Source organism: Streptomyces botrytidirepellens (assembly GCF_003721215.1).
GTDB lineage: Bacteria > Actinomycetota > Actinomycetes > Streptomycetales > Streptomycetaceae > Streptomyces > Streptomyces himastatinicus.
Genome location: NZ_RIBZ01000512.1, coordinates 1 through 2,324, shown reverse-complemented (window position 1 = coordinate 2,324; position 2,324 = coordinate 1). Strand labels below are relative to the sequence as shown.

2 protein-coding genes are annotated in these 2,324 nt (G+C 71.0%); both read left to right on the top strand.

Going from position 1 to position 2,324, the window contains the following annotated elements:
• Nucleotides 1–219: 219 nt before the first annotated feature.
• Nucleotides 220–1,116 carry a DUF8175 domain-containg protein gene (locus EEJ42_RS32155; RefSeq protein WP_123105433.1) on the top strand — a complete coding sequence of 299 codons (897 nt, stop codon included), beginning with the start codon at nucleotides 220–222 and terminating at the stop codon, nucleotides 1,114–1,116.
• Nucleotides 1,106–2,324: hypothetical protein (locus EEJ42_RS32150; protein WP_123105431.1), on the top strand; the 1,219-nt coding region annotated here is incomplete at its 3' end. The genes EEJ42_RS32155 and EEJ42_RS32150, both read left to right, overlap by 11 nt.

Here is a 2,324-nt window from a genome sequence, read left to right as displayed (position 1 = left end):
CTCCGCCCCCGATCCCCCCTACCGGCCCCACCCTCCGTACCCGAGGCTGCTTCCTGATGCCCGCACCCGCCGCCCCCGTCGCCGAGGTCGTGTCAGTCTGATGTCCACTCACACCACCACGCCCACACGTCGGTCCACGCCGCTACCGTCGTACCAGCGTGGCGGAACACCGACCACGGACTCCGGCAGGGTTGGCACGGTTGAAGGGGCGAGCACGCGATGAGTCTCGGCGGCGACGGCGGCTACGGCGGTGACTACGACTACGACGGCCACGACGACGGCCGCACCCGCGGCACGGCCTCCGGCGGCCACCTGACGCGCACCCGCCTGCCCGAAGGCGACGAGGACCCGTACGGCCCGCCCCGCCGCGGCCCCGGCCGGGCCGTCAAGCCGAGCCGCAACCTGATCACGGTCATCGGGGTCGTCGTCCTGCTCCTCGCCGCCATCGCGTTCGTCAACCGCGGCGGCCAGAGCGACGGCGGCTCGTCCGACGCCGACTCCGGCGGCACCAACGCCGACGCCCAGCCCACCGCCCCCACCGGCACCCGCCCGGTCACCGGCAAGAACGGCACGACGGGCATCGCGTCGGGCTTCCCGAAGTCCCAGCAGGGGGCGCAGAGCGCGGCGGCGAACTACGCGGTGGCGCTGAGCTCCGCGGATATGTTCAACCGCGAGCGCCGCCACGAGCTCCTGCCCCAGATCTTCACCAGCACGGCAGCGGCCCCGCTCCAGACCAGACTCGACAAGGCGTACTCCGCGGATTCCCTGGAGAAGATCGGCCTGGACGCGAACGGCAAGGCCCCCGAGGGCATGACCTACATCTCGCGTGCCGCCCCCATGGGAACCAAGATCGCAAAGTTCACGAACACTACGGCGACGGTGGCGGTGTGGTGCACGGGGGTGTTCGGTACGGCGGGTGAGGGATCGAAGACCCCGGTCACCAACGACTGGTTCACCATGACGCTCAAGCTGAAGTGGACTGACGGCGACTGGAAGGCCGAGAGCTTCTCTCAGAAGAACGGTCCCGCCCCCGTCAACAGCGACAACACCGCCTCCACGGCCGATGAGATCGCCAAGGCAGTCGAGCAGTACGGAGGGTTCACGTATGCCCGCTAGCCCGCGCCGCCGCGCTCTCGCGCTCACGGGCATCCTGGCGGCCGTTCAGAGCACCGCCGTGCTCCTGGCGACCCGTGCCGCCGCTGCCCCTTCGCCGACGCCGAGCCCGTCGGGCAGCGACAAGGACTGCAGCTTCCTCCACGGCACGATGAAGGAAAACTGCGAAAAGGGCGGCGGCGGGGGCAGCTCAGGTCCCCCTTCCGACCCGTCAAACCCCCTCGACCCCGCCGCCTCCCTGGCCCGCGGCTGCGCCGACGCCGCCGCCTGGCTCGTCGGCAAGCTCTCGAAGCTCGTGAAGGAGACGGCGAACGTCGACTTCACGAACGAGGCCTTCCTCCGCCAGTACGCCGTCGTCTTCGCCGCCTCAACCGTCCTCACCCTCATCCTCTGGCTCCTCGCCGTCGCCAAGCGCGCCATCCGCGGCGTCCCGCTCGGTGAGGCGCTCTCCGAGGCCATCGGCTTCCTGTGGCTGACGGTCCTGGCCTCCGCCTTCACCCCGCTCATCCTCTATACGGTCGTCACCGCCACCGACGCCGTCACGGAGGCCATCGCCTCCGGCACCGGCGCCGACAACGACGCCTTCTTCGGCTCCTTCGCCCAGGCCCTCAAGCGGGACGAGGACATCGGCGGCGGCCCCATCATGCTCATCGTCGTGTCGCTCGTGACGATCCTCGCGGCCGGTGTGCTCTGCCTGGAGCTGGTCATCCGCGCGGCCCTGCTCTACGTCGGCGCCCTGCTCGGCACGGCCGTCTATGCGGGTCTCGTCGACAAGAACATGTGGGGGCACGTCCGCCGCTGGGCCGGGATCATGATCGCGGTGATTCTCGTCAAACCGGTCATCGTGATCGTCCTCGCCCTGGCCGGCGCGCTCTCCACCTCCGGTAACGAGCCCGACGCCTTCTCGGCCGTCGTCTCCGGCCTCTCCATCATCATCCTGGCCATCTTCGCCAGCGCGATGATCTACCGCTTCGTGCCCGGCTTCGGCGACGAGATCGTCAAGGCCCGCAGCGCCAGCGCCGACCCGGCGTCCCGTCAGGCCGCCGCGGTCATCAGCTCGCCCGCGGCCCTGGTGAAGCAGGGCATCAACACCCACAGCGCCCGCGGCGGGGGCGACGGCGGCGGAGGCGGCGGAGGCCGCCCGGCCCAGGCCAAGCCCGCCAACCCCGTGTCCGGCGGCGTCGCCGCGCACAGCTCCCGCACCAGCGGGG

Bases quoted from the DNA above. Each gene is read 5' to 3' on its own strand.
- EEJ42_RS32155 (WP_123105433.1), top strand. From the start codon at position 220: ATGAGTCTCGGCGGCGACGGCGGCTACGGCGGTGACTACGACTACGAC.